Source organism: Butyricicoccus sp. AM78-15b2TA, assembly GCF_027665985.1.
GTDB lineage: Bacteria > Bacillota > Clostridia > Oscillospirales > Butyricicoccaceae > Agathobaculum > Agathobaculum butyriciproducens.
In genome coordinates, this window is record NZ_JAQEHY010000009.1 from 73,986 (window position 1) to 97,482 (window position 23,497).

The following is a 23,497-nucleotide window of genomic DNA, read 5'->3' on the forward strand; positions in this document are numbered from 1 at the left end:
ATAAGTATGCTCGAATTCCTGCAAACTATCCGATTTGTGCAAAACTTGCTTGCATTTTTATACAAACTGACAAGACAGCTCAGCCGAAGAAAAGAAACAGCCAAAAGCGCGGAGAATTTTTTGGGAATATGGACGGCAAATATCTGTCAGCGCTATGATATCCGTACACCGATCGACGGTATCCGCGGTATGGTCGAGATCAGCCGCCATTATGCGGAAAATGCTGTAGATCACCTCTCTGCATACGAAGCGGGGAGATGGTTTATTTTATATGAAAACATCTGATTTTTATTGTGCAGAATGCTGTAAAAACCTGCGTTGACCTATGTGGTTTTCGGTGATATAATTAACGGATAACAGTGTGGATTGAATCACATAATTTGCCAAGCGTTATTTTGTCTCGAAGGAGGAGCAGGAAATGAAACCGGTTCTGGAGGTTTGTGCCCACTCGGTCGAGTCTGCGGTAAGCGCGGAGCGCGGCGGTGCTATGCGGCTGGAGTTATGCGCAAATTTAATGATCGGCGGTACTTCACCGGATGAGGATCTGTTCCGCATGGTGCGGGAACGGGTTTCCGTACCGGTTCGTGTGCTGCTGCGTCCGCGCTGCGGCGATTTTTTGTATACGGAAAGCGAATTTGAGCTGCTCTGCCGTCAGGTGAAGCGCTTTGCCGCGCTCGGCGCGGACGGCATTGTTATCGGCGTGCTCACACCCGAGGGCGATCTTGACGAGGCGCGCATGGAAAAACTGATCGCGCTTGCAGGCGGCTGCGGTGTGACGCTGCACCGTGCGTTCGATGTCTGCCGCGACCCGTTTGCGGCGTTGGAAACCGCAAAGCGGCTAGGTGTGGATACCATTCTGACCTCGGGGCAGCAGGCGGACTGCACCGCAGGCGCGGATTTGCTGCGCGCGCTGGTTGCAAAAGCAGGAGAGGATGTGCAGATTCTGGTCGGTGCAGGCGTAAATGCTGCGGTAATCCGCGCATTGCAGCCGAAAACAGGCGCGAATGCCTTTCATCTTTCCGCAAAGCGGGTGGAAAACAGCAGAATGCAGTTTCGGCGCGAAAATGTGCCGATGGGACTGCCCGGATTGAGCGAATTCAGTCTGTGGCGGTGCGATGAAAATGCAGTCCGTGCGGCGCGTGAAGCGTTTGATGCGTGCTGCGGTGCGGGGCAGGAGGCGCGGACGTGAAAATAGAAAAGGTACTCAACAACAATGTTGTGGTTGCGCTGGATGAAAACGGTGCGGAGACCGTGCTGATGGGGCGCGGCCTGGGCTTCGGCCGCCGCGCAGGTGACGAAGCACCGCTGGACAAGGTAGAAAAGCGGTTCACGCTGCACTCGGATCAGCTTTCCGACCGGTTCCAGCAGCTGATGACAAGCATTCCGCTGCCGCATTTCCTGATGAGCGAACGCATTATCAACCATGCGAAGATCGCGCTCGGCAAGGAGCTGTCGGACAGCATTTACGTTACGCTGCCCGATCATATCTCGGCGGCCGTCAACCGCTACAAGGAGGGCATTGTGCTGCCCAATCCGCTGCTGTGGGACATCCGGCAGCTGTACAAGGACGAATTCCGCGTGGGTCTCAAGGCGAATGAGATCGTCAAGGAGGAGACCGGCGTGGAGTTCACGGATGATGAGGCAGCGTTTATCGCGCTTCACTTTGTCAATGCACAGCTCGGCGGTGAAATCCGCGATATTTACGACATGACCTATCTGCTGCAGGCGGTTTTTCGTATCGTCTGTGACGAATACGGTTTTTGTCCGGACAGTGAATCGCTCAATTACTACCGGTTCGTCACGCACCTCAAGTTCTACGCGCGGCGTATCGTCAGCGGAGAAGGCTACGGCGACGAGGACGGCGATCTGCTTGATGTGGTGCGGTTCAAGTATCCGAAGGCGTATGCCTGTGCGGACAAGATTCGCGCGTACGTCCAGAGGGAGAAAAATTTCCACTCCGGACAGAATGAGCTGCTGTATCTCACCATCCACATCGCCCGTGTGATGGAGCACATTGATGATAAAAAATAATCACGGAGTCCGTGCTGTACAAGCAGTGCGGACTTGCTTTTTGTGCAAAATGCAGAAAAACAACGAGAAAATTTGGTAACTAATTCGACAGGTTGCTCTTGCCAAGGCGAGAAAAGTTTGTTATACTGCAATTAACAAGTAAACAGTATCCGTTTGAAATGGATTGTTACCGCTTCGGCGGGCAAAACCAGATTTCTCGCAGAAGTTGCTATCAAAGAGCAAGTTGTATCTGCGCAGAAGTTTGGTTCTTTTTATTTTCTGTATGTTTTCGGACAAAACAGGCATACTTAAGGCAACACCGCACAATTTACTCGCAAATCACTCGTGTTCAATCATGCGGTATTGCCGAATCAAAAAGGTTGTGAGCTAAATGTTTGGTAAACTGAAAAATCTGTTTGGCGGCGACAGCGGCATCGAGATAACGGCGCCGGTTGCCGGCAAGGTGGTAGCACTGGAGGACGTACCCGATCCCACGTTCGCACAGGGCATTCTCGGTCCGGGCATTGCAATCGAGCCGACCGAAGGACGCATTGTTGCTCCGGCGGACGGCACGGTGGATGTGATGTTTGAGACCGGTCACGCGGTATCGCTGACCACGACGAGCGGTGCAGAGCTGCTCATCCACGTTGGCATCGACACCGTACAGCTGGAGGGCAGGCATTACAAGGCCTGCTGCAAGGCCGGTGATCAGGTCAGGAAGGGCGACACGCTGATCGAATTTGACCCGGAGGCCATCAAGGCCGAAGGCTACAAGATCGTAACGCCGGTTTTAATCTGCAATCCGGATACGTTCAAGGACGTAAAATCCGTGGCAGGAGAAACGGTTTCTGCAGGCGACGCACTGCTGCATCTGGAAACCAAGTAACGGAAAGGAAGTAATTCTGAGATGAAGACCATTGAATATACGATTACGGATGCACTGGGTATCCACGCTCGGCCGGCCGGACTGCTGGTCAAGGAGGCAGGCAAGTTTGCCTCGAAAATCATGATCGCCAGCCCGAAAAAGGAAGTCGATGCCAAGCGCATCATGGGCGTGATGGGACTCGGCGTTAAGGGCGGCGATACCGTAAAGCTTACCATCGAGGGTGAGGACGAGGAGGCCGCTGCAGCCGCAATGCAGGCGTTCCTCGAGGGTAATTTGTAAGGATTTCATTCCGCCGGGTGTGAACGGCGGTGAAATAGGGGGACGGAAACGGAGTTCGGCTCTCCTATCCGTCAACACAATCGGCCGCTTCGGCGGTCCACAAAATAAGGAGGGGAAACTCTTATGATGAAAAAACTGCAAAAGCTGGGCAAGGCCTTGATGCTGCCGGTAGCTGCGCTGCCGATCTGCGGTATCCTGATGGGTCTCGGCTACGCGATCGCTCCGGGCGTTATGGGCGTGCCGGGTGCGGCCACGAGCGGTGCACTGTATAACATTGGCTTCCTGTTGATAAAGGCAGGCGGCGCGCTGATTGACAATATGGCATGGCTGTTTGTCATCGGTGTTGCAGTCGGACTATCCGACGACCGCGAGGGTACCTCGGCACTGGCCGGTCTGGTATCCTGGCTGATGATGACCAACCTGCTGAGCACCGGCGTTGTTACCACGCTGATGCCCGCAATCGCGGATGATCCGGTAAAAACGCTGGCATTTGACAAGATCCAGAACGTATTTATCGCTATCATCGCCGGTATCATCGGCGCAAGCTGCTATAACCGCTTCAAAAACGCGAAGCTCCCGGACTGGCTGGCATTCTTCAGCGGCAAGCGCTGCGTTGCCATCGTAACCGGTCTGGTTTCCATCGCGGTATCCGTTGTCCTGCTGTTCGTATGGCCTGTCATCTTCAGCGCTCTGGTAGCTGTTGGCGAAGGCATCATCGGCATGGACGGTATCGGCGCCGGCATCTATGCATTCCTTAACCGTCTGCTCATCCCGACCGGCCTGCACCACGCGCTGAACAATGTATTCTGGTTTGACACCATCGGCCTGGGCGACCTGTCCCACTACTGGGCCGGCGACACCTCCGCAAACGTAGGCTGGAGCCTCGGTATGTATATGTCCGGCTTCTTCCCCTGCATGATGTTCGGTATTGCCGGTGCGGCTCTTGCTATGATCAAGGCTGCGAAGAACAAGAAGGCTGCTATCGGTCTGGTCCTGTCCGCTGCCATCTGTGCATTCATCTGCGGCGTTACCGAGCCGTTTGAGTTCGGCTTCATGTTCCTGTGCTTCCCGCTGTATGTTGTTTATGCAGCTCTGTACGGCATTTTCACCATCATCACCTACTATGTCGGCTTCCGCGCAGGCTTCTGCTTCTCCGCAGGCGCGACCGACCTCGTATTCTCGTCCTTCCTGCCGGCAGCGAACAACACGCTGATGATCATCCCGCTGGGTATCGCAGCATTCGTTGTATTCTATCTGGTATTCTACTTTGCGATTACCAAGTTCAACCTCAAGACCCCGGGCCGTGAGGATGAAGAAGCCGACTTCGCAGAGGTTGACAAGAATGCCAAGCTGGCAAATAACGACTTCACCGCAATTGCAGCTGCAGTCCTCGAAGGTCTGGGCGGCAAGGAAAATGTAGAATCTCTGGATAACTGCATTACCCGTCTGCGTCTGGAAGTCAAGGACGGCACGCTCGTCGACGAGAAAAAGATCAAGGCTGCAGGCGTGGCTGGCGTAATGCGTCCGTCGCAGACCGCAGTTCAGGTTATCATTGGCACCAAGGTCCAGTTCGTAGCCGACGAAATGGCAAAGATGCTGTAAAATCTACGCAACCAAACCTATCTTGTTTGCATATCACGAAATTGCGCTCCGCGCAATGGAAAGGGCGGGCACATTGCCTGCCCTTTCTATTTCCGGAGACAGAAGAAAGAGGTATTCCATGAAAATCATTCGCGCTAAGGATTATAACGACATGAGCCGCAAGGCAGCCAACATCATTTCGGCACAGGTTATTCTCAAACCGGATTCCGTACTCGGTCTGGCGACCGGTTCGTCGCCGATCGGCATTTACGAGCAGCTGATTAAATGGTATAACAAGGGTGATGTGGATTTCGGCGGCTGCACGACCTTCAATCTGGACGAATACCGCGGCCTGACGCCCGATCACGACCAGAGCTATCACTATTTCATGCACAAAAACTTCTTCGACGCGGTGAATGTGCCGGCAGAGCGCATCAATCTGCCGGACGGCGCGCAGCTTGACGCCGAGCGGGAGTGCAAGCGCTATGATGCGGCCATCAAGGCGGCGGGCGGCATTGACCTGCAGCTGCTCGGCATGGGTCTGAACGGACACATCGGCTTCAATGAGCCGGACGAGTATTTCTCCAAGGGCACGCATTGCGTGAACCTGACCGAGTCCACCATCGAGGCCAACAAACGCTTTTTCGCGTCGGCGGATGACGTGCCGCGGCAGGCGTACACCATGGGCGTGCAGACCATCATGCTGGCACGGCGCATCGTGCTGGTGGTTTCCGGTGAAAACAAGGCAGAGACCGTCCGTGAAGCGTTCTTCGGCCCGGTAACGCCTCAGGTTCCGGCATCCATCCTGCAGCTGCACACAGATGTTTCCATTGTAGCGGACGAGGCGGCACTGTCTAAGTGCGGCGATTTGCTCTAAAAAGGAAGAGAAGTTATGGAATTTAGCAATTTGAGGGTATATCAGCCGGACGGCACGTTCAAAACCGGCGGACTGTCCATCTCGGGCGACCGGATTGCATCCGCAGAGGTGAGCGCGGATGCGGTGGATATGGGCGGTCTGTACGCCGTGCCCGGACTGGTCGATCTGCATTTTCACGGCTGCATGGGCCGCGATTTCTGTGACGGCACGCATGAAGCTATCTCCACACTGGCAAAGTATCAGGCACAGATCGGCGTGGCCGCCATCTGTCCGGCGACTATGACTTATCCGGAGGACAAGCTGACACAGATTGCCGAAGCCGCCGCAACCTATCAGGTGGAGAGTAATGACGCGGCGCTTGTGGGCATCAACATGGAAGGCCCGTTCATCTCCGAGGCGAAAAAGGGTGCGCAGAACGGCGCTTACCTGCATGCACCGGATGCAGCCATGTTCCGCCGGGTACAGGAAAAATCCGGCGGCCTGTTCAAGCTGTGCGACCTGGCACCCGAGCTGCCGGGTTCGATGGAGACCATTGACGAGCTGGCAGGCGAGGTGCGTATCTCGATTGCGCACACGACAGCGGATTACGACACCGCCTGCGAAGCCTTCAAGCACGGCGCGCGGCAGGTGACCCATCTGTACAACGCCATGCCGCCGTTTTCGCATCGGGCACCGGGTGTGATTGGTGCGGCCTTTGACAACGATAACGTGGCGGTTGAACTCATCGCGGACGGCGTGCATGTGCATCCGTCGGTCGTTCGTGCGACGTTCCGGCTGTTTGAGAACCGTGTTATCCTGATCTCGGACAGCATGATGGCGACCGGTCTGGAGGACGGCGAGTATTCGCTCGGCGGACAGGCAGTTACCGTGCGCGGCAACCTCGCTACGCTGCACGACGGCACGATTGCGGGTTCCGCAACCAACCTGATGGACTGCGTGCGCTCGGCGGTCAAGATGGGCGTTCCGCTCGGTCAGGCGATTCGGTCCGCGTCCACCAATCCGGCGCGCGCTATTGGCATTGAGCACGATTACGGCTCTCTCGAGCCGGGCAAGCTGGCCAATGTGCTCCTGCTGGATGAGGAGCTGAACATTCACACGATTCTGCTGCGCGGCAGAATGTTGGGCTGAACAGCGCTTTGATAAAGAAATGAAATGAAAAGAACCGGCATCGAAAGATGCCGGTTTTGCGCTGTTTGGGTTGCATGGTGCGGAAAACTGGAAGTCGTCTTACTTCTTGTCATTGAAGTAGATGATAAAAGCACCCATTACTGCAATAGCAATGAGCAATCCAAACTCATACCAATTACCTAAAAGTTCAACTCCTACGACCGTACCTAAATAACCAACAATCAATGTAACGATTGCTGCCAAAATCGCTTTACCCATATAATCACACTCCTTTGTCAAATTTCGATTTAATATTTCAACCAATAGTATGCAGTTGAAAACGCCTTACTTCTTCCTCTTTTTCTTCTTCTGCACACTGTATCCGAATTTGCCGAGATACTTGCCAAGCGCAAAATACTCGCCGTGGGAGTACATAATCAGGTTCGCATCGTTGATATGAAACCGGTCGTTTTCGTCCAGATATTCGTCATCAACCGTCACGCCGACCACCTCGGCAATGAACATGGTATGGCTGCCGAGTGCGCGACTCTCGGTCACGCGGCAGGCAATGTTGACCGGACTTTCCGCGATAGCGGGTGCGCTGACATGCTCGACCGGCATGGGCGTCAGACCGGTTTTCGCAAATTTGTCTACATCACGGCCGCTGACAACGCCGCAGTAGTCGCAGGCGCGCGCCAGCTTCTCGGTGGTGAGATTGATGACAAATTCACCGGTTTTCTCGATAATATCGTAAGAATACCGCGACGGACGGACCGAAATCGACACCATCGGCGGGTTGGTGCAGATCGTACCGGCCCACGCTACCGTGATGATGTTGGGACGGTGCGCTTCATCGGCAACGCTGACCATCACCGCCGGAACGGGATTGAGCATGTTGCCGGGCTTCCAGCTTTGTTTACCCATGTTTATCTCCTTTATTGTGCGCGGGATAGACGGCACGCAGTTGTTTTGAAGGTCTGATTACGTCAGCGGCTGCACCGTATAGCGGAGCCGCGCAGGCGAGTGCGGATACCGACGGTAAAACGCGCTTACCAGTCGGTCGGCAACCATGCGGCTGTTTTCGTAATTCGCCTGCGGCAGCAGGATGATATACTGCGAAATGCTGCATCGAGCGATCACATCGCCGCGGCGCAGATTGTTCTGGACAAGCACTTGCAGATTGTTCATTGCGGGGTCCAGACTGCGGCGTGCAAGCATTTCGCCGTCCTTGCCGGAGACCGACAGCAGGCAGATATTCGCTGAATGGCCGTTTCGTGCGATCGAACGGGCTTCGGCACGGTACAGGATCTTGAAAAAGTCGTATTCGCATACCATGGCGCCGCCGTGCGGCGCGGGCTCAGCAAGCTGCGAGCAAACCTCGTCCATGGTCAGTGTGCGGTCGTTTACGGTGCGTGTTGCCTGACGATACAGCGTGCGCAGCGTCTCGGACGGCATAACGCCGAAATGCGCAAACAGCAGCTCGCTCATTTCCTCGTAGACCGACATAGTGCCCTTCATATCGCCGGTGCGGAGCAGACCACGCATGAGGTGCTCATACAGGTCCTCCTGATACGGCTCAATATGAATCGCCTGATGGCACAGCGCAACGGCTTCGGCGGTGCGCTCCTGCTTTTCAAGCAGTTCGATCGCCCCGGCTGCCGTACGGGTGTACAGGCTGTGATAGTAGGCCACGATTGGAATGGTCCAGATTTCATCGGTCATGCGCGGAAGCGGATCGCCGGCATACAGTGCCAGTGCAGCCTGATACTCTGCCAGACGGACATCGTCGTCTTCGGCGGCTTCGGCGGCATGAAAATGCGCCTCAAAGTCCTCAATATCGAGGGAAAGCGGTATAACGTTGTTCCAGAAGTATCGTCCTGCTTTGCGGCGGATGAGCAGGCGGCCAAGTCCCGGCTGCAGTTTATCCAGCGCGGTACGAATGCGGTGAAAGATTGATTTGAGCGCATTTCCGGGATCCGCGCTTTTCTCGCCGTTGCTCCAGTATAGATGGATCAGCTCCTCCTGAGCGAACGAGCGGCCGTGGTTATACAGCATATAGGCCAACAGTGACCATACCCGGCGGGAACGGTCGTCGCTGTCGGAAATGGTGCGGTCGCCGTATCGAAGGGTAAACTGTCCGAGCATCTGCACTTGTAATGTAGGTCCGTTCATCTTTGCTCCCCACCTTTGTATGATGTGTTCGCAGATTGACGCGCATGACCGATTACGAAGTCATACGGCATATATTAAAAATATACCACGAAACCGGCAAAAATGCAAACCGGAGAACAGGGAACAGAGGAGTTCCTGCAGGTGCAGCCGCAGATTTGAGGGAGAACTGCCGTTGAGAAGCGAGCGCATAAAATAACATAGTATATGGATTGATTCTGAGGAAAATACGAAAATGCAGTATGATTTGCGATAAAAAGAACATGCATTCTTTATTGAGTGTTCAATTTACTCTGTACGGATAGGAGCAAGGGCAGGGTAGCAGGCTTGCAGACAATACGCTCTGCTTGGACGCCGACCGGAACAATATGGACAGCCATCCCCGCGAATCCGCTTGCTGATGGAACTCTGTCAGACATGTCCCTTCTCGCATCGCCACTCATGGCCTTTTCACATTTCCACCCAAGTTTCTTATTGGATTGCCCTGCTATCTCACTGGGCAAAAGCGGCAAGTTCTTTGTGGGGTGCCAGATTCAAATAAGCGCAGGCTCCGGCGGCCTCACCAAGCCGCATCGCGTCCCAGTTCTCGGATGACAGATAGGGCATCTGCTTTTTCGGGAATTGGTGCGGGAACAGATGGCTGCTTTCCAAACATGTCCTTCCGAACAGATCCAGTATACTTTCTTTTCAGAGCCGGGCACTACATCATAAGGTGTCAGAGGGGAATTTAACGCAGAATGCCACTCTGCGGCAATTTCCGGCCGGAGCACTGCCAGGCAGTTTTTCTCATACGCCTGAAGATTGGCACAGAACGGACAGTTGGAGCGGCGCTTGGTCTTGTTAGCGATCTTGGCTCGATATTTCTGCTGACATTTTGGACAGTGCCACCAAACTTTTCGAGGTGAACCGCTGAATACAGTATCAGGCTTGTCGGCGTTGCGGGTGCTCCACTCCAACGCGATTGCAGGATATTCTACCGCCAGAGTGCGTTTCTTTCGCTCATGAAAATACATTTGATTAATTGCATATTGATCCCGCCGGTGATGAAAATCGAGCGGCGGTAAATCAAGATAGCAAAATACAGAGGCGATCATTTGGTCAAGATGCCTGTCCTGCTCATCAAACCGATACAGAATTTTCGTCTTCTGCAATACAACCGGCTCAGATAGCTCCCGGCTGTCACAGATTCGAAGCACCTGATATCCCGCCTCTCGCAGGGCGCGGTCTTTCCGTTCTGCCCTCTCTCTGGCCGCCAGACTGCTGTGATAATAGTACCCATCATGTTCCAGCACCAATTTGTGTTCAGGCAAAAAAATATCCATATTCTCAATTTTCAACTGAAAAACCCCTTTCCGACAGAGCGGAAAGGGGTTTGTTTATGCGATTTTGGAGAACAACATAACAGCAAGGCCGAGCACGACAAGAATCACGCCGGTGGCGCGGTTGAGCGTTTTCGGGCTGGCCTTATTGGCGAACACGGCAGCGATGCGTGCCCACACGAGCGTGAAGATCACGCACAGAGCCCAGATCAGCGGGTCAGGCATTCCGCCAATGGCGAAGTGCGAGGCCGCGCCTGTGAGCGCTGTGAACGTCATAATGAACACGCTGGTGCCGACGGCGGTTTTCAGCTCGTAGCCGAGCACCGAGGTCAGGATGAGCAGCATCATCATGCCGCCGCCCGCGCCGATGAAGCCGCAGATAAACCCGATCAGCACGCCGCAGACAATGGACTGCACAGCTCGTTTGCGCGCGGACACGTTCATCATCGCCTCTTTGGTGGTCATGACCGGACGGACGATGAACTTCACGCCGAGCAGGAACGTCATAAACACCGAGAAGCTGCCCATCGTTCGCGAGGGGAGCAGGCTGGCGATATAGCTGCCGACCACGGTGAATACAAGCACGCTGAGCATTATCAGCAGGCCGTTTTTGACATCCAGATTTTTGTTTTTGCCGTAGGTATAGGCCGAAACGGCGCTCGCCAGTACGTCAGACGAGAGCGCGATGCCGACCGCCATATACGGGTCCATGTGCAGAAAGGTGATGAGAATGGGGCTGATAACGGCGGCGGCGCTCATGCCCGCGAAGCCGGTGCCGAGGCCAGCGCCCATGCCGGCGAAAAACGTGACGAGCACGGTGAAAAGCATCGTCATATCAGCGCACCTCCTGCAAGAGCTGGTCGAGATTGCGGTCGATGACACCGACGGCATCGCCAAACGCCTGCCGCTGTTCATCACTCATGCCGGAGAGCAGACGGTCGATGAACTGCGCCTGCAATGCGCGGCCGCGGTCGATGATGGGAAGCGCCTTGTCGGTACATATCAGACGGGTCTTGCGGCGGTCGCCGGGAATGCTCTCGCGGCGCAGATAGCCCTCCTCGACCAGCCGGTTGACGTTGACTGATACGAGGTTCGCCTTGATCCGGCGCAGCTCCACGATGTCGCTGGCGGTGTCATGGCCGGGGTTGTTGGCAAGGAACAGCAGGATGTCAAACGCCGTCTGTGTCAGCTTGAGTTCGCGGCACAGCGGTCGGCACATTGCGCTGTATGCCAGATCGGTCTTGTGCGTAAATTCCATATAGGGATTCATGTATATCACCTGCTTCAAAAATAGATAGTCTAAATTTGAACTAAGTATAGCATGATATGCCTGTGCCGTCAAGCCGGAGAGAAAGAAAAAAGCTCTTGTTCCGCAGAACAAGAGCTTTTTGAAAACATTTTATACGCCAGTGGGCAGCAATTACTTGTTGTCAACCTCTGCCATGTGCTCGATGAGCATCAGCAGCTTGTTGGAGTAGCCCCACTCGTTGTCGTACCAGGAAACAACCTTTACGAAGGTGTCGGTCAGGTAAACGCCAGCGTTAGCGTCGAAAATGGAGGTGCGCTCGTCGCCCAGGAAGTCAGAAGATACAACAGCATCCTCGGTGTAGCCCAGAACGCCCTTCAGGCCGCCCTCAGACAGCGGCTTCTCGGAAGCAGCCTTCATAGCAGCGCAGATGTCTTCCTTGGTAGCCGGCTTAGCCAGGTTAGCAGTCAGGTCAACAACGGAAACGTCCAGGGTCGGTACACGCATGGAGATACCGGTCAGCTTGCCGTTCAGCTTCGGGTAAACCTTGCCTACAGCCTTTGCAGCGCCAGTGGTGGACGGGATGATGTTGCCGCAAGCAGCACGGCCGCCGCGCCAGTCCTTCTTGGACGGGCCGTCAACAACCTTCTGAGTGCCGGTTGCAGAGTGTACGGTGGTCATCAGGCCCTCGGTGATGCCGAATGCCTCGTCCAGTACCTTAGCGATCGGAGCCAGGCAGTTGGTGGTGCAGGATGCGTTGGATACGAAGGTCATATCCTTGGTGTAAGTGTTCTGGTTAACGCCCATTACGAACATCGGGGTGTCGTCCTTGGACGGAGCAGACATGATAACCTTCTTAGCACCGCCATCGATGTGAGCCTGTGCCTTCTCCTTGGTCAGGAATACGCCGGTAGACTCTACAACGTAGTCAGCACCAACCTTGCCCCACGGAATGTTCTTCGGGTCCATCTCTGCAAAGAACTGAACCTTCTTGCCATCAACGGTGATGGAGTTGTCATCATACTCGATGGTGCCGTCGTAACGACCGTGCATGGTGTCATACTTGAGCATGTATGCCATGTAGTCCGGAGTCATGAACGGATCGTTTACCGCTACGAACTCAATGTTCGGGTTCTTCAGACCAGCGCGGAAAACCATACGGCCGATACGGCCAAAGCCATTGATACCTACTTTGATACCCATTTTACAGTGTTCCTCCTAAATGTTTTGATGAAGTTCTCTGTTGATGTTTTTATTATACACTAAATGCGCAGTTTGCCGCAAGGTGTAATATTTGTGATTTTTTTGTCATTCTGCCCGGTATTTTTGTATAATTTTCTTTGCAATGACAGTAGCGGCAGTGGTATAATAAACACATCGTACAAAATATGGGGATTCGGTTTGTATAATCCCCCGATTTTCGGGATGAGAAAAGCACAGCGCGCGCCGTGCTGTTTTTTCACATCCGCGAAGACAGAGATTAGTATGCCAAATACCGCGCAGCATATACCGGACGCAGGAAAACACGATCGAGAATGACAGCAGCTTTCCCACAGTACAAAGGTAAAATTACACGGTGTTTTGGGAGGATAATGATGGAAGACGCATTTTTTTCGCAGTTGGACGGCAACGCAGTCCGCGAGCTGTTGCTGCGCACCGAGCTGCGGCATGCGGCGCTGTTCGCAGTGAGCGATACGCTGCGTATCGAGCGGTGCAGCGACGCGGCACAGCAGCTTTCCGGTCTGCACCCGATGGAGGAGCTGGATCCGTTCCTGAGCGGCAGCACGCGGAATATACTGCTCCGGTGCATAAATACACAGTCTGCCTGCACCGCAGAGGAGGACATCGACGGAACGGTCTACACGGTCGAAATGATCCCGCACCGCGGCGGTGCACTGCTGGCATATCTGCGGCGCGATCGTGCCGCCTATGACGGCAGCCTGCGGGTCATTCAGGACAAAAGCTCGCGTTATCTGGGTGCTTTGATGGCCGAGGCAGAGCAGGTGGAGGATCCTGCATTGGCAGACGGGCTGCGGCGGCAGTGTATGCGGCTGTACCGGCTGCTGACGCACTCGGATTTACTGCACGACCCGCTGCTGACCGAGCAGCTTTCTCTGCGGCGCTGCGACCTGTCAGCGCTCTGCCGCGATGCCGTACAGCAGGCTGAGACGCATGCGCCTGCGGGCAGTGCAAAATTCATCGTACAGGTGCCGGAGCACGCAGACGCGCTCATTGACGCGAGACTGGTGCGTACGGCAATCTATAACCTGCTGACAAACGCGCTGCGCGTAACACCGGAGGACGGCGAAATCACGGTTTCGCTGACTGATACGCGGGATTTTGTGACGATTGCGGTTGCCGATACCGGTCCGGGACTGGATCCGGCGAAGTTCGATGACCTGCTTTCCGGCTGGCGGCGCACCACCTCGATGGACGATTACTGGGCGCTCGTGCGCGGCGGCACACCGCTTGGTCTTGGCCTGCCGCTCGTCAATCAAATCGCGCAGGCGCACGGCGGACGGCTGCTGCTCACGCAGAGAGAGGGCGGCGGCAGCGTGCTGCACCTGTGTCTGGCGCATTTGCCGCATACGCTCGAGGATGACCTGTTCCGCGCACCGACTATCATCGAGGACGGCTATACCGTCGAAGAAATTGAATTTTCTATCATGGAATGAAATAAAATAGCCTCAGAGGCGTGCAAAAATCACGCTCTGAGGCTGTTCTCTTATGTGTTGTCGGGAGAGGTGTACGAACCGCGGTAGACCTTAATGGACTCCGGCAGCCAATGCCCGTCCACAGGCTTCTGAATCTCGGTGATGGTGTATGCCAAACCGTGGTATTTCGCATATACGATGGAGGTTTCGCTGTTATAAACGGCGATTTTGGTGCCGTCAGGCATGGTTTTCTGCCAGACAGTGAGTTCATCGTCCGGCGTGCTGCTGACAAAAAGCAGGCCGCCGGTCGGCATATAGCTGATGTTCAGACTTGCAGCCAGCACGCACAGCAGCGGAACGATCAGCAGGAATGCAATGCGTTTTTTCATGAGCTGTTACCTCTTTCGCGGAAGCTGTCTCTCGGTATCTGCATTATAGCAGATAAACCGTATTTTGATAATTCGCGTTTTGACTGAAAACTGTGACGTGAAATTGACGCCCCAAAGACATAGAAAAACCACCTGTTATCAGTGATAACAGGTGGTTTTGCACATTATTTGATCTGCTGAGACAGGTTGTACAGCACCTGTGCCAGCTCAACCGACTTAATCTGTCCCTTGGGATTGAATGCGCCGTGATTGTCGCCGTTCATCAGCTTGTTGGTCTGACAGAACGCAACGGCATCCTTCGCCCACGGAGCGAGCGAAGAAGCATCGGTAAACGCGGTATTCACACTTGTATCAGTCGAAACCGTAATCTTTCCGGCCTTTTGGAGCAGCGTAATGTAGCGCTGCAGCACTACCGCAAACTCCTGACGGGAGATGGAGTCATAGGGACGCAGGTAGTGCTGGCTGTCGCCGGTCATAATGCCGGATTCAAAGCAGAATGTCATGCCGGGACGATCAGATTCATAAATCTGGTTGTAGTCAGGTGCTTCCTTGATGGCCATGCCCGCGTAGGATGCAGTCAGTTCAGGGTCAACGAGCTTTGCACTGTTGTAAATCGCTTCGGCAACCGTGCAGCGGTTTTCCGCCGGATTGAACCACGGGAAATATTCTTTACCGTCGATATGACCCGCCGGCAGCATGATGTTGTTCTCAATCACATAGCGGACTGCGGGCGTGAACCACGAGTTCTCCGGCAGCTCGTATTTCTGCTCGAACTCGGCATCGGTCAGGTCCTTGTCGCTCTTGGTGTAAAGGTTGTTTTCCTGCTTATCGGCGGCCTGTGTGGCGGATACGGTGGTATCAACGTTATCCGGAAGGTCGGCAGCGAGCGCGGTGGTGCTCATGGAGAGTGCCACTGCACCGGTGAGGAAAAATGCCATTACCTGTTGAAATTTCATAGAGTGTACCTCCTTGTCTGCGGCAGAGCCGCAAGCTAATAGATGTATGACGTATATCATACTCTGTGACTATTATAGCATGATCTGGCGGCAATACAAGCAGTGTAACACAGATGTAACGCAAACGACACAAAGTCGTCCGAAAGTTCCGCCCGTTGGTTGAAACTTTCTCCCTCTCAAAGTCAAAAAGTCAGCGCTATCCTTGCGCGGCTTCTTGGCCGCGCTGCGCGGCACACGCCCCGACTTTTGCTCTCATTAAATATTTTTAAGGATAGAGGCCTACGGGCTGGCATTTGCAATGCAAATGCTATTTAACACGCGCTATCGCGCGAAAATGTGTTAGCAACTGCTGTTATCGAAAAAAGAGCGGACCAATCGGTCCGCTCTCAGCTTGTCGAAAAAGCAATATTCGATTTTTATGCTTCGTGCGGCAGCACACATTCAATCGAATTTGCTTTGCAAATTCATAAATTCCGGGAGCATGGTCCAGACCACCCTCTCTTGCCGCTATGCGGCAATTCACCTTGTGTATCTCGGAATTTATACAAGGGAAGAAAAAATGTGTCCGCAGGACGCGGTTTTTCTTCGAGATTCGCTCGAAAGCGTGGTTTCGAGCGAGAGGCTGTTCGAAAAACAAAGTTTTTCGACAGCCTGAGAGCGGACCAATCGGTCCGCTCTCAGCGTATTCGCTTAAATGCTTTCGGTGATGATGTCCATAATCTCCTCGCGGGACAGCGTGCGCGGATCGACACGGAACAGGGCGCCCATGGTGCTTGCTGCGTTGTCAGCGAGTTCGCCTGCATCCTCCGGCTTTACACCGTAGTCGGACAGGCGCAGCTTGTCCACGCCGCACGCCTGCTGCAGCTCAGCCAGCGCAGCGAGAAAATCGCCGTCCGCACGTCCGAGTGCATGTGCAATGGCCTGCAGGCGGTCAGCCGAGGTGTTCTTGAAGCGGCTCCAGTATGCCTTGGACAGCATGATCAGACCCGCGCCGTGCGGCAGATCGGGATGGAACGCGCTCAGCGCATGCTCGATGGCGTGCTCGCCGCTGCAGCTCGACAGCGTTTCGACAAAACCTGCCAGCGTGTTCGCCAGTGCCACATCCGCGCGTGCATCGGCGTTGCCGCCGTCCTTAACAGCCGTTGCCAGCGATTTGCCAATCAGCGTAATTGCCTGCAGCGCGAACATGTCGCTCATCGGGCTTGCAGTCTTAGCCAGATAGCCTTCGGCCGCATGGAAGAATGCGTCAAAGCCCTGGTATGCCGTCAGATGCGGCGGAACAGTCATCATAAAGTCCGGATCGACGATCGAAATGGTCGGGAAGCACTTCTCGCCGCCGCCGCCGATCTTTTCCTCGCCGTTGGTGATAACCGTGAACGGGTCGGCCTCCGTGCCCGTGCCTGCGGTCGTTGGAATGGCAACAATCGGCAGTCCGGCATTGGCCATGCGCTTGCCGCCGCCCGTGCCGCCGTGAATGTAGTCCCACCAGTCGCCGTCGTTGGTCGCCATAATGGCAACCGCCTTGGCCGTGTCGATGGACGAGCCGCCGCCGAGGCCGACAACAAATGCAATGTTCTGCTCACGGCAGAGCGCAGCGCACTCGCGTACGCCCTCGATCGTCGGGTTTGGCTGTACCTTGTTGTATACCATGGTCGGGTGACCGGCTTCCGCCAGCGTATCCGCCACCTTGGCCACATAACCCAGTTTGGTGGTGGAGGTGCCGCCGGTGATGATCAGACCCGTGCCCTGCGGCAGACGTGCCTTGGCCAGACGCTTGACCGATCCGGCACCGAAAAATAAGCGTGTCGGCATATAAAAGCTAAAGTTTTCCACTGCAATAGCCTCCTTTTGGGATTAGTAGTTAGTGATTAGAAATTAGAGTGAAGAGCTCCTACCAAGTGGGAGTTAAGACAATACCGCATAATTGAACAAGAGCGATTTGCAAATAAATTTTGCGGTGTTGCCTTAAGTAATGTCCTCACGTTGCGTGGACGGCCAATGACCGCCCCTGCGATGCAGATGGTGCAGTTCAGAAAGTAACGGTGTGCCGAGGACGTTGCACCCTACGGTAAAGATTACTGATAATTGTAACTCGGAGGTGTCATCCGTTATATCCAGACCAACGAGTTGCGCGACATACCCATGCCGCGCCCCGCGCGGCGTCAGCGCAGATTCCGCTCGCTTCGCAAGCCCTAACACTTTTATTATACCAAATCCCACACTTGGAGAAAAGAGCCAAATCACCGAAATGAACGGATTTTTGTTGTGCAATATGCAACCTAAAAAGTCGTAAAAAACGCTTGACGTTGTGCAATATTGATGATATTATAATGACACAGAAAAGATAAAGGCAAACACCAAAGGCAAAGTAAAACAGGGGTTTTACTCCAAAAGGCGCAAACCTTCATCTAATCTGAAGGATGTCAATCCGGTTTGATACCCATGAAAGAGGTGAGTCCAATGGTATCAGAAGAGGCATCTTACCAGTTCGCGGGACTCGCCGCGGCGCTGTGACCGAAACGATCAAGGTGATAGCTGAAAAAATGAGCGAGTTCCAATTCCACAATTTGAACCGCCTGAAAAGCGCGATCGGCTTCTAAGCAAAGGTAACAACAACGGTAACTTTGGGGAAGCTATCCTCGTGAATTTAACTATCCGTACATGGCATACTAAGACAGTCAAGCGGATCGAGGCAGCAGGAAAGTAAGGTTCATACATGACAGAACCCTGATATTTGATGCGCCGGCGAACAAAACGAAGTATCTTACGATACCTGCCGGATGCTGCACCCGCCGATGGGCATACTGATGAGTATCTGCAGCATAGACATACCGCATCGGAACGAGATAATATCAAAGTCCGAGTAACATCCGGTTCGACAAGGCAGGCTGTATCACATCTTCCGCCGAGCAGTGACGCATCACCCACTGGAAATAGAGTTCCCGAATGTAGGAAAGGCAACCAAACGGACTATGTAGTTTGTGCAGTAAACGAACCTTAGCCGGGCGGTTCCGCGAACGTAAGATCGAAAGATGCCGAAAAAACAACCGAATACCAATCCAAATGCGATGGGAAATATCCTGTCGGGAAAAGAGGATCTATGGAGATTTGGAAGTAAAAGCCCTCGTTCATGTGTCTGTGAATGAGGGCTTTATTTTGTCCTTTTTGTCAATGGCAAAATAGATAAAATGAGTGTTGAAAATCTGTATAACTGCACGAAAACACGGTTTTGGATAAAGTTGCTTTGACGAAACTGTCAAAACTCTGCTATGATGGAAATGCAATACAGTGCAATATATAGAGGAGCGATACTTATGAAAATAGACGGAAACGAGCTGGCCATCCTGCAGAACGACCTTGACCGCGAGGGCAAGAAGGAAGAAGCGCTCAAGATCAAGCTGGAATTTCTGCGTCAGGTGCGCGAATCCGGTGATCACTGCCCGTGTAAGGAGGCGTGCCGCCATCACGGCAACTGCTTCGAGTGCGTGACTATCCACCGCGGGCACCGCGACCATTTGCCGATGTGCCTGTGGGATATGGTAAACGAGCGGCTGGCGGCTCTCAGCCACATAACCGAAGGCACGCTGCGCGCCTATGAGGACCGTAAGGCCGCAGAAGGTATCGAGTGCGGCGACTGTTCCGACTGTCCCGGTTGCGGAGAATAAAAATATAACGGACAAACCAAAGCGGTTTGTCCGTTTTTATCTGCCGAATGAAAAAGGACTTGAGTGAAAACTCAAGTCCTTTTGTGTATTCAGAAAGTATTCTTTACAGCAGCTCGTGCTTAATGCGGTCGAGTGCCTCCGGAGCCTGCTGATCCATCTTCTCCGGGAAGCCGAAGTAGGATACGCAGATGATATTGTCGCCGCCAACCTTCGGTGCGTCCGGCTTCAGCTGCTTGTTCGCGAAGTCCATCTCACGCAGGGTCTCGAAGATGCCGTCGAAATCAACCTCGCCTTCACCCATAGCGGTGTGCTGATGGATGGTGTAGTCAGCACGGCCGCGCTGGTTCAGCCAGGGCGGATTTACGATGTAGCGGCAGTCCTTGGTCTGGTTCCAGGTGTCAGCCAGAAGAACGTGGGTCAACTCATCGCCGGCGTACTTCAGCATGTGGCGAACGTCGCCCTTGCCCTGATCGTAGAAGAAGCCGTGAGATGCGGAGTAAACGTAGCCCAGGTTCTTGGAACGGAAGGACTTAACGATGTCGCAGGCCTCGTCGTTCAGCTCTACGAAGTCATACGGATGAGACTGGCACTCTACGCGGATGCCCTCACGCTCGATAATCGGGAGAAGCTCCTCCATAGACTTGAAGAACATGCCGTTGCAGATCTCCTGCTGGTTCGGGTCGCCGGAGAACTCGGTGTTGATGACCGGTACACCCATGTCAACCGCGATCTCAATCATGCGCTTCCAGTTTGCAACTGCGTGCTGGCGCTGCTCCTCGGTCGGGCCGGACCAGCGGTAAACAACGATGAAAGAGGAAATCTCTACACCGGTCTCCTTGAGAGCCTGCTTGTACTCCTGCTGGCACTCCTTGGAGAACAGCGGGTGCTTGTAGAACGGGTTGATGCGCGGATGCGGGGACTGTTCGATGTATTTGTAGCCCCAGTCAGCTACCTTGTGAACATAATCGTTGATGGACATCTGCTTGGCAAGAACGTCAACGTCAAATGCGATTTTCATAAGAATGATCCTCCTTGTCTGTTTGCCATATCAAGGGTGGCTTCCCTGTTTGATGGCTCTATTATAAAGCGTTTCTGCCGTCTTGCCAATGATACAAATCACCCTAAACCTGCGAAATCCTGCTATTCGCTATTGCATCAAACGGATACTTCTGATAGGATAGAGGCAAGGAGAGTGACCGCTATGCTGATTCCCGAATTAGGTGTCCATCAGACCTCGGAACGGTACTTTTTTACGCCGTCTTCGCTTGCAAAGGAGCTTTTTTATTACCCGACGCGGCTCGGACATTACTTCTGCAACAGCCGGTATTCCTTCAATCACCGGTCGGAAATTGCCCTGCAGGGTGACCACAACCAAAATATCATGCTGTTTTTTGTGCATGATGGCGCAATGGAACTGACGCTGAACGGTACGCCTGCCATCGCCGGAGCCGGACAGATTGTGCTGTTCGACTGCCGTGAGCCATACAGCTATGCCGCCTCGGACGGACTGGAGTTCACCTGGCTGCTGTTCAACGGCCTGAATGCCCGCGCGTTCTATCAGAAAATCCTGCAGGCACGCGGCCGCAGGGCATTTTCGCCGGCCGCACCGGCGGAGATTGCGCAAATGCTGGATTCTCTGCGGAGCGCCTGCGCCGAGGACGCGCGGCTGAGCGAGGCACGGTGCTCACAGCTGATCCACAGGCTGCTGTGCCTGCTCCTGCTGGACGAGACCACCGAGAGCACCGCAGGCGGCGACCGTATTGCACAGGCCATCCGCTATATGAACCGGCATTTGTTCGAGCCAATCGGCGTGCAGGACGCGGCAGCAGCCGTCAGCCTGAGTCCATCGCATTTCTCACGGCAGTTCAAGGCGCGGACCGGCTATTCACCGTATGAGTACATCGTGCTGCGCCGCATCGATAAGGCGAAGTATATGCTGGCCTCCACCGAATTGTCGGTCAAGGAAATCGCCTACGCGACCGGCTACAACAGCGAGGAGAATTTCATTCACAGCTTCCGCAAGAACGTTGGCGTTGCACCCGGAATCTTTCGGAAGTATCCGGTCTAACCGCTTGACAAGTGTGAAAAACGCTGATAAAATAAAGCAGTCGAGTAGCAGAAGTGCGTAAATCCAGATGGATTTACGCACTTTTTTCTTTTGTGCAAAAGACAGGTTGTGGCAGCTTTCCGTAAAGACTCCGAAAATCCAATCAGGAGGTTTCGATATGGATCGGAACAAGGCAGAAAAACGAATGGCGACCGCGCCGGTAGGACGGCTCATGCTGCAGATGGGCACACCGATGATACTATCCATGATGCTGCAGGCGGTCTACAACATCGTGGACAGCTATTTTGTGGCAAACATGGCGGAAAACGGTGAAATCGCGGTCAACGCGCTGACACTTGCGTTTCCGGTGCAGATGATGATGGTCGCCGTCGGCATCGGCACCGGTGTCGGCGCAAATGCGCTCATCGCACGCGCACTCGGTCAGGGTGACCGAAAGAAGGCGGGGGCAGCGGCAGGCAATGCGCTGACGCTCATGGGGATTATTTATGCGGTGTGCCTGCTGTTCGGCGCGTTCGGTGCGGGTGCGTACATCGGCTCGCAGACGAGCGACCCGACCGCTCTGGCGATGGGCAGTCAGTACCTGCGCATCTGCTGTATGGCATCGTTCGGCATTCTGTTCTTCTCGGTGTTTGAGAAAACCCTGCAGGCGACCGGCCGTTCGCTTTATTCTACAATCGCACAGGTGACAGGCGCACTGACGAACATCGTGCTTGACCCAATCATGATCTACGGTCTGCTCGGCTGTCCGAAACTGGGCGTGGCAGGTGCGGCATGGGCGACCGTGCTCGGTCAGATTGCGTCTCTGGCTCTGGCGGCCGTGTTCCATTTCCGGCTGAACAGGGAACTGCCGTTCAGCCGCAAGGCTCTGTGCCTGCGCCGCAGTATCGTCGGCGAGATTTACTCCATCGGCGTACCGGCCATCATAGCACAGGGCGCGATGAGCGTGATGAATTATTGTGTCAATCTGATTTTCGGCAGTCTGGACAGTTCGTATGTCACCGCTTATGGCATTGTTTACAAAATTCAGCAGTTCGTTTTGTTCGCGGCGTTCGGTCTGCGTGACGCGATTACGCCGATTGTGTCGTTCAGCTACGGCATGCAGAACGCGAAACGCATCCGTGAGGGCGTGCGCTGCGGTCTGATGTACACCATTGTTCTCATGCTGGTTTGCACTGCGGCTGTAGAAATTCTGGCGCAGCCGCTGGCAGGTATTTTCTCACTGTCCACAGGCACGATGGGCTTGTGCGTGATCGGTCTGCGCGTGCTGGCGGTCAGCTTTGTGTTCGCAGGTGCAAACATTGCCATACAGGGCGTGTTCCAGGCCACCGAGGGCGGTGTGCAGTCGCTGCTCGTGTCGCTGCTGCGCCAGCTGATCTTTGTGCTGCCGGCGGCATGGCTGTTCGCGCACCTGCTGCCGGCCGGCGTGTGGCTGGCGTTCCCCATCGCGGAGGTGCTGACCGCAGTAATCGCCGCCGTGCTGTTGCTGCATACCGCAGGGAAAGGCCGCCTGTCACAGCGGGATCACGCTGTTTCACTGGGTAAGTAAAATCCTGCCTGACAAAACATACGATTTTCTGTACAGCTTTTTGTCGCTTCTCACGAATCATCCGATCGAGAGACTCAACACTATGCACAAACATACAGTCTATAATCTGTGAATAGTGCCTAAATAATTGAGAAATTGTGCTTATGTTAAGCGAAAAACGCTGAAAAATGAGAAAATCTACAAAAACCTCTTTTCTTTCTGCTGTTTTATGCTATAATGAAACTAACATAAAAGGGTTTCACGAAGTACAATCTCAGGAGGTAGTTATTATGACCAGAGGTATCCGTGTAAAGAATACGGACGACATTCAGAAGATCAACAAGATCGTAACCCGTTACGGTTTTGATATTTGGATTCACGGCAAGAGCGGTATGGTAGACGCAAAGAGCCTGCTCGGTATGTTCCTGCTGTCCCTGAACGAGCCGCTTCAGATCGTTCTCGAGGACGATGTTGATCCGACCGCACTGTTCAAGGATCTTGAGGATTACCTGGAGATCGACGACGAGGACTAATTTTTCTCGTACAACAGCCTAATAAAAAGCAGTCGATTTTGGGCATCATCCACAAAGAAGATGCTCCAAGACAGCTTTGCAGCTCAATTTAACATTTTTCGGAACGGTGCAGTCTTATTGACTGCACCGTTTCTGTTTTCTTACGCTATACAAGAGACTAAAATGATTTTTCCATTTCCTTTGCGCGTTTCCGGATGCTGTTCATGCGGCGCACCCATTCCGGCGGATTACAA

General features: G+C 54.0%; 25 protein-coding genes. 13 read left to right on the forward strand and 12 right to left on the reverse strand.

Translation table 11 applies throughout. The features are described from left to right. Positions 1–6: 6 nt before the first annotated feature. The 8 genes from PGS25_RS09735 to nagA all read left to right on the forward strand — a co-directional run bounded on the left by PGS25_RS09735 (position 7) and on the right by nagA (position 6,761). A complete protein-coding gene (locus PGS25_RS09735; protein ID WP_270418487.1) occupies positions 7–285 on the forward strand; it encodes a hypothetical protein in 279 nt (92 codons plus the stop codon). Between the two features lie 133 nt (positions 286–418). After that, positions 419–1,189, forward strand: a complete 771-nt coding sequence (locus PGS25_RS09740) for a copper homeostasis protein CutC (protein WP_118761683.1) — start codon at positions 419–421, stop codon at positions 1,187–1,189. After that, complete coding sequence (gene licT / locus PGS25_RS09745; protein ID WP_270418489.1) at positions 1,186–2,031, forward strand: BglG family transcription antiterminator LicT; 846 nt, start codon at positions 1,186–1,188, stop codon at positions 2,029–2,031. The genes PGS25_RS09740 and licT overlap by 4 nt, the downstream gene beginning before the upstream one ends. A gap of 370 nt (positions 2,032–2,401) precedes the next feature. Continuing rightward, the gene (locus PGS25_RS09750; protein ID WP_270418490.1) at positions 2,402–2,896 is read left to right on the forward strand and encodes a PTS sugar transporter subunit IIA; all 495 of its coding nucleotides are present in this window, start codon (positions 2,402–2,404) and stop codon (positions 2,894–2,896) included. 21 nt (positions 2,897–2,917) lie between these two features. Beyond that, a complete protein-coding gene (locus PGS25_RS09755) occupies positions 2,918–3,175 on the forward strand; it encodes an HPr family phosphocarrier protein (RefSeq protein ID WP_270418491.1) in 258 nt (85 codons plus the stop codon). 123 nt (positions 3,176–3,298) lie between these two features. Further along, positions 3,299–4,777, forward strand: coding sequence for a PTS transporter subunit EIIC (locus PGS25_RS09760; RefSeq protein ID WP_270418492.1), 1,479 nt, complete (start codon positions 3,299–3,301; stop codon positions 4,775–4,777). Positions 4,778–4,895: 118 nt separating this feature from the next. Then, positions 4,896–5,633, forward strand: a complete 738-nt coding sequence (nagB, locus tag PGS25_RS09765; protein ID WP_110435539.1) for a glucosamine-6-phosphate deaminase — start codon at positions 4,896–4,898, stop codon at positions 5,631–5,633. Positions 5,634–5,648: 15 nt separating this feature from the next. Then, a complete protein-coding gene (nagA, locus tag PGS25_RS09770) occupies positions 5,649–6,761 on the forward strand; it encodes an N-acetylglucosamine-6-phosphate deacetylase (RefSeq protein ID WP_270418493.1) in 1,113 nt (370 codons plus the stop codon). Between the two features lie 99 nt (positions 6,762–6,860). On the opposite strand, the gene PGS25_RS09775 is transcribed toward nagA, so the two are convergent. The 8 genes from PGS25_RS09775 to gap form a co-directional block, all read right to left on the reverse strand. Next, positions 6,861–7,019, reverse strand: coding sequence for a binding-protein-dependent transport permease (locus PGS25_RS09775; protein WP_117490033.1), 159 nt, complete (start codon positions 7,017–7,019; stop codon positions 6,861–6,863). A 66-nt stretch (positions 7,020–7,085) separates the two neighbouring features. Then, positions 7,086–7,664: a flavin reductase family protein gene (locus tag PGS25_RS09780; RefSeq protein ID WP_117490031.1), complete on the reverse strand. Its 579-nt coding sequence runs from the start codon at positions 7,662–7,664 to the stop codon at positions 7,086–7,088. 57 nt (positions 7,665–7,721) lie between these two features. After that, on the reverse strand, positions 7,722–8,912 hold the full coding sequence (locus tag PGS25_RS09785) for an AfsR/SARP family transcriptional regulator (RefSeq protein WP_270418494.1): 1,191 nt from the start codon (positions 8,910–8,912) through the stop codon (positions 7,722–7,724). Positions 8,913–9,181: 269 nt separating this feature from the next. Further along, a complete protein-coding gene (locus PGS25_RS15755; protein ID WP_442865264.1) occupies positions 9,182–9,442 on the reverse strand; it encodes a zinc-ribbon domain-containing protein in 261 nt (86 codons plus the stop codon). Further along, the gene (locus tag PGS25_RS09790) at positions 9,443–10,246 is read right to left on the reverse strand and encodes a zinc-ribbon domain-containing protein (RefSeq protein ID WP_270418495.1); all 804 of its coding nucleotides are present in this window, start codon (positions 10,244–10,246) and stop codon (positions 9,443–9,445) included. 39 nt (positions 10,247–10,285) lie between these two features. Continuing rightward, positions 10,286–11,062, reverse strand: coding sequence for a sulfite exporter TauE/SafE family protein (locus PGS25_RS09795; protein WP_118480637.1), 777 nt, complete (start codon positions 11,060–11,062; stop codon positions 10,286–10,288). A gap of 1 nt (position 11,063) precedes the next feature. Further along, positions 11,064–11,498, reverse strand: coding sequence for a MarR family winged helix-turn-helix transcriptional regulator (locus tag PGS25_RS09800; RefSeq protein ID WP_118480639.1), 435 nt, complete (start codon positions 11,496–11,498; stop codon positions 11,064–11,066). A 150-nt stretch (positions 11,499–11,648) separates the two neighbouring features. Continuing rightward, complete coding sequence (gap, locus tag PGS25_RS09805; protein ID WP_110435898.1) at positions 11,649–12,677, reverse strand: type I glyceraldehyde-3-phosphate dehydrogenase; 1,029 nt, start codon at positions 12,675–12,677, stop codon at positions 11,649–11,651. Between the two features lie 392 nt (positions 12,678–13,069). Between gap and PGS25_RS09810 the strand changes: the two genes are divergently transcribed. Next, on the forward strand, positions 13,070–14,149 hold the full coding sequence (locus tag PGS25_RS09810; protein ID WP_270418496.1) for a sensor histidine kinase: 1,080 nt from the start codon (positions 13,070–13,072) through the stop codon (positions 14,147–14,149). 50 nt (positions 14,150–14,199) lie between these two features. Here PGS25_RS09810 and PGS25_RS09815 read toward each other — a convergent pair whose 3' ends face one another. The 3 genes from PGS25_RS09815 to PGS25_RS09825 all read right to left on the reverse strand — a co-directional run bounded on the left by PGS25_RS09815 (position 14,200) and on the right by PGS25_RS09825 (position 17,306). Beyond that, on the reverse strand, positions 14,200–14,517 hold the full coding sequence (locus PGS25_RS09815) for a hypothetical protein (RefSeq protein WP_118480645.1): 318 nt from the start codon (positions 14,515–14,517) through the stop codon (positions 14,200–14,202). Between the two features lie 164 nt (positions 14,518–14,681). After that, positions 14,682–15,473 carry an S-layer homology domain-containing protein gene (locus PGS25_RS09820; protein ID WP_270418497.1) on the reverse strand — a complete coding sequence of 264 codons (792 nt, stop codon included), beginning with the start codon at positions 15,471–15,473 and terminating at the stop codon, positions 14,682–14,684. 690 nt (positions 15,474–16,163) lie between these two features. Beyond that, a complete protein-coding gene (locus PGS25_RS09825; RefSeq protein WP_270418498.1) occupies positions 16,164–17,306 on the reverse strand; it encodes an iron-containing alcohol dehydrogenase in 1,143 nt (380 codons plus the stop codon). Positions 17,307–18,787: 1,481 nt separating this feature from the next. Between PGS25_RS09825 and PGS25_RS09830 the strand changes: the two genes are divergently transcribed. After that, entirely contained in the window at positions 18,788–19,138 is a 351-nt protein-coding gene (locus PGS25_RS09830; protein ID WP_199667462.1) for an LPS biosynthesis protein, read from the forward strand. 103 nt (positions 19,139–19,241) lie between these two features. Here PGS25_RS09830 and PGS25_RS09835 read toward each other — a convergent pair whose 3' ends face one another. After that, the gene (locus PGS25_RS09835; RefSeq protein WP_118286227.1) at positions 19,242–20,156 is read right to left on the reverse strand and encodes a sugar phosphate isomerase/epimerase family protein; all 915 of its coding nucleotides are present in this window, start codon (positions 20,154–20,156) and stop codon (positions 19,242–19,244) included. Positions 20,157–20,339: 183 nt separating this feature from the next. Here PGS25_RS09835 and PGS25_RS09840 point away from each other — a divergent pair, with 183 nt between their 5' ends. The 3 genes from PGS25_RS09840 (at position 20,340) to PGS25_RS09850 (ending at position 23,264) form a co-directional block, all read left to right on the forward strand. Next, entirely contained in the window at positions 20,340–21,206 is an 867-nt protein-coding gene (locus PGS25_RS09840; protein WP_118286228.1) for an AraC family transcriptional regulator, read from the forward strand. 157 nt (positions 21,207–21,363) lie between these two features. Then, a complete protein-coding gene (locus PGS25_RS09845) occupies positions 21,364–22,752 on the forward strand; it encodes an MATE family efflux transporter (RefSeq protein ID WP_270418499.1) in 1,389 nt (462 codons plus the stop codon). Positions 22,753–23,021: 269 nt separating this feature from the next. Then, positions 23,022–23,264 carry an HPr family phosphocarrier protein gene (locus PGS25_RS09850; protein ID WP_118361231.1) on the forward strand — a complete coding sequence of 81 codons (243 nt, stop codon included), beginning with the start codon at positions 23,022–23,024 and terminating at the stop codon, positions 23,262–23,264. Positions 23,265–23,497: the final 233 nt, after the last annotated feature.

What these genes read in the sequence shown, in the direction of transcription:
- nagB (WP_110435539.1), top strand. Translation starts at nt 4,896, where the DNA reads ATGAAAATCATTCGCGCTAAGGATTATAACGACATGAGCCGCAAGGCA.
- PGS25_RS09810 (WP_270418496.1), top strand. Translation starts at nt 13,070, where the DNA reads ATGGAAGACGCATTTTTTTCGCAGTTGGACGGCAACGCAGTCCGCGAG.
- PGS25_RS09775 (WP_117490033.1), bottom strand. Translation starts at nt 7,019, where the DNA reads ATGGGTAAAGCGATTTTGGCAGCAATCGTTACATTGATTGTTGGTTAT.
- nagA (WP_270418493.1), top strand. Translation starts at nt 5,649, where the DNA reads ATGGAATTTAGCAATTTGAGGGTATATCAGCCGGACGGCACGTTCAAA.
- PGS25_RS09845 (WP_270418499.1), top strand. Translation starts at nt 21,364, where the DNA reads ATGGATCGGAACAAGGCAGAAAAACGAATGGCGACCGCGCCGGTAGGA.
- PGS25_RS09780 (WP_117490031.1), bottom strand. Translation starts at nt 7,664, where the DNA reads ATGGGTAAACAAAGCTGGAAGCCCGGCAACATGCTCAATCCCGTTCCG.
- PGS25_RS09795 (WP_118480637.1), bottom strand. Translation starts at nt 11,062, where the DNA reads ATGACGATGCTTTTCACCGTGCTCGTCACGTTTTTCGCCGGCATGGGC.
- gap (WP_110435898.1), bottom strand. Translation starts at nt 12,677, where the DNA reads ATGGGTATCAAAGTAGGTATCAATGGCTTTGGCCGTATCGGCCGTATG.
- PGS25_RS09785 (WP_270418494.1), bottom strand. Translation starts at nt 8,912, where the DNA reads ATGAACGGACCTACATTACAAGTGCAGATGCTCGGACAGTTTACCCTT.
- PGS25_RS09830 (WP_199667462.1), top strand. Translation starts at nt 18,788, where the DNA reads ATGAAAATAGACGGAAACGAGCTGGCCATCCTGCAGAACGACCTTGAC.
- PGS25_RS09755 (WP_270418491.1), top strand. Translation starts at nt 2,918, where the DNA reads ATGAAGACCATTGAATATACGATTACGGATGCACTGGGTATCCACGCT.
- PGS25_RS09760 (WP_270418492.1), top strand. Translation starts at nt 3,299, where the DNA reads ATGATGAAAAAACTGCAAAAGCTGGGCAAGGCCTTGATGCTGCCGGTA.
- PGS25_RS09840 (WP_118286228.1), top strand. Translation starts at nt 20,340, where the DNA reads ATGCTGATTCCCGAATTAGGTGTCCATCAGACCTCGGAACGGTACTTT.
- PGS25_RS09835 (WP_118286227.1), bottom strand. Translation starts at nt 20,156, where the DNA reads ATGAAAATCGCATTTGACGTTGACGTTCTTGCCAAGCAGATGTCCATC.
- PGS25_RS09740 (WP_118761683.1), top strand. Translation starts at nt 419, where the DNA reads ATGAAACCGGTTCTGGAGGTTTGTGCCCACTCGGTCGAGTCTGCGGTA.
- PGS25_RS09820 (WP_270418497.1), bottom strand. Translation starts at nt 15,473, where the DNA reads ATGAAATTTCAACAGGTAATGGCATTTTTCCTCACCGGTGCAGTGGCA.
- PGS25_RS09735 (WP_270418487.1), top strand. Translation starts at nt 7, where the DNA reads ATGCTCGAATTCCTGCAAACTATCCGATTTGTGCAAAACTTGCTTGCA.
- PGS25_RS09850 (WP_118361231.1), top strand. Translation starts at nt 23,022, where the DNA reads ATGACCAGAGGTATCCGTGTAAAGAATACGGACGACATTCAGAAGATC.
- PGS25_RS09815 (WP_118480645.1), bottom strand. Translation starts at nt 14,517, where the DNA reads ATGAAAAAACGCATTGCATTCCTGCTGATCGTTCCGCTGCTGTGCGTG.
- PGS25_RS09750 (WP_270418490.1), top strand. Translation starts at nt 2,402, where the DNA reads ATGTTTGGTAAACTGAAAAATCTGTTTGGCGGCGACAGCGGCATCGAG.
- PGS25_RS09800 (WP_118480639.1), bottom strand. Translation starts at nt 11,498, where the DNA reads ATGAATCCCTATATGGAATTTACGCACAAGACCGATCTGGCATACAGC.